This window comes from Cellulomonas sp. P1_G12_2, from assembly GCF_056405535.1.
This window is the reverse complement of sequence record NZ_JBFUBX010000015.1, coordinates 1-1,812: the sequence shown is the minus strand read 5'-3', so window position 1 is coordinate 1,812 and position 1,812 is coordinate 1. Positions and strand designations below refer to the sequence as shown.

Genomic DNA, 1,812 nt, shown 5'->3' with positions numbered 1-1,812 from the left:
AGGGCGGCCGGCTCGTTGCCGATGAAGTCCTTGCCCAGCACGAACGCCTGGGCGAGCCCGTTGGGCTCGGCCTGCACGGTGTAGGTGATGGAGATGCCGAACTGTGAGCCGTCGCCGAGCAGGCGCACGAACTGGTCGGCGTCGTGCGGGGTGGTGATGACCAGCACGTCGCGGATGCCCGCCAGGATCAGGGTCGAGAGCGGGTAGTAGATCATCGGCTTGTCGTAGACCGGGACCAGCTGCTTGCTAACGCCGAGAGTGATGGGGTGCAGTCGAGTCCCCGAACCGCCCGCCAGGATGATTCCGCGCATGGTCGCCTAGTCTGCCGTACCCGCGACTGCTTTCGTGCGCGAGCTGTCGTCGACGTCGGCGACTGCAGACGGAAGGTCCAGGGAGGCGGTCGGTGCCGCGGCGTCGAACGCCACTGCCTCGGGGACGCGGATCGTCGTGATCGCGCGTGCGCGACGCATCACCGGGCGTTCGACGACGAGCCAGCTGGCGACGGCGAGCGGCACCGTGACCGCGATGGTCAGGACGACGTAGACCGCGACACCCCAGCGGAACAGGGCGAAGGTCGCCAGCAGCTGCTGGACGGGGAACGCGTAGATGTAGACCCCGTAGGAGACGTCGTGGCGTCGGATCAGGTCCGGGCACGGCAGCACGGCCCCCAGCCAGAGGATCGCGTAGGCCAGCAGCGGCGCCACGATCTGCGCCGCGCTCCCGTCGATCACCTTGATGGCGACGGCCGAGGCCACGAGGGCGGCCAGTGCGAGCGGCCACGTGAACGGGATCCTGCGCCGGAGCATGTAGACCAGCCCGCCGCCGAGGAAGAACGGGAGCAGGTTCCCCAGGATGACCACGTCGAGGTTGTTCTGCGTGTACAGGGACGCCGCCGGCATCTGGAAGTTGAGCAGTGCGACCGCCGCGAACGTCAGGGCCAGCCAGACGACGCGGCGCCGGAAGGCCGCGATGCAGCACAGCCCGGCGATGATCAGGTAGCAGAGGAACTCGTAGTAGAGGGTCCACAACGAGCCGTTCCAGGCGCCGAGGTAGGGGACGCCCGTCGGCGTCCCCGCCACGTCCCAGGTGACGATGCGCAGTCCGGCGTTCCCGAGCACGTAGTTCACGGGTGTCGTCGGCGTGGTCAGGAAGCCGCCCAGGCTTCCGTGGGCGTGCCAGTAGGCGATGGGTGCGAAGACGAACGCGGTGACCACGAGGCAGACGAAGAACGCCGGGAAGATCCGCGCGGTGCGGTGGATGATGTAGGCGCTCAGCGGCTTCGCCAGGCGGCTGCCCGTGATGAGGTAGCCACTGATCGCGAAGAAGCCGTAGACCGCCCACCGGCCGAGGTTGACGCCGTCGATCAGCGGCCCCTCGCCGTGCCCGGACAGGGTCCAGCAGTGGTTGACCAGCACCACGAGGGCGAGGATCAGGCGCAGCAGGTTGAGCCCGTTGCGGCGGGGGTGGAGCTGGGCGGAGCCCCACTGGAGGGCGGTGGCGGGCCGCAGCCGTCCGCGTGGCGGGCCGGGGACGACCTCGAGCGGGCTGGCGGCGCTCACCGCTCGGTCTCGAGCAGTCCGAGCAGGTAGGACCCGTAGCCGGACTTGACGAGCTTCTCGGCGCGTTCGCGCAGGGCGTCGTCGGTGAGGAAGCCGCGCCGCCAGGCGACCTCTTCGGGGGAGCCGACCTTGAGTCCTTGGCGGTGCTCGATGGTGCGGACGTAGTCGGAGGCTTCGAGCAGGGAGTCGAAGGTGCCGGTGTCCAGCCATGCGGTGCCGCGGGGCAGGACCTCGACCTGGAGGCGGCCCCTGC

Annotated in this window: 2 protein-coding genes and 1 pseudogene; all 3 read right to left on the bottom strand. The window is 69.5% G+C overall.

Annotation, left to right across the window (positions count from 1 at the left end):
* On the bottom strand, positions 1–311 hold a 311-nt coding region (locus AC1DXT_RS20795), incomplete at its 3' end, for a sugar phosphate nucleotidyltransferase (protein ID WP_477063175.1).
* Between the two features lie 6 nt (positions 312–317).
* Entirely contained in the window at positions 318–1,559 is a 1,242-nt protein-coding gene (locus AC1DXT_RS20790; protein ID WP_477063174.1) for an acyltransferase family protein, read from the bottom strand.
* Positions 1,556–1,812 (bottom strand): annotated as a pseudogene (locus tag AC1DXT_RS20785) (glucose-1-phosphate thymidylyltransferase); the annotation flags it as partial. The gene AC1DXT_RS20790 and the pseudogene AC1DXT_RS20785, both read right to left, overlap by 4 nt.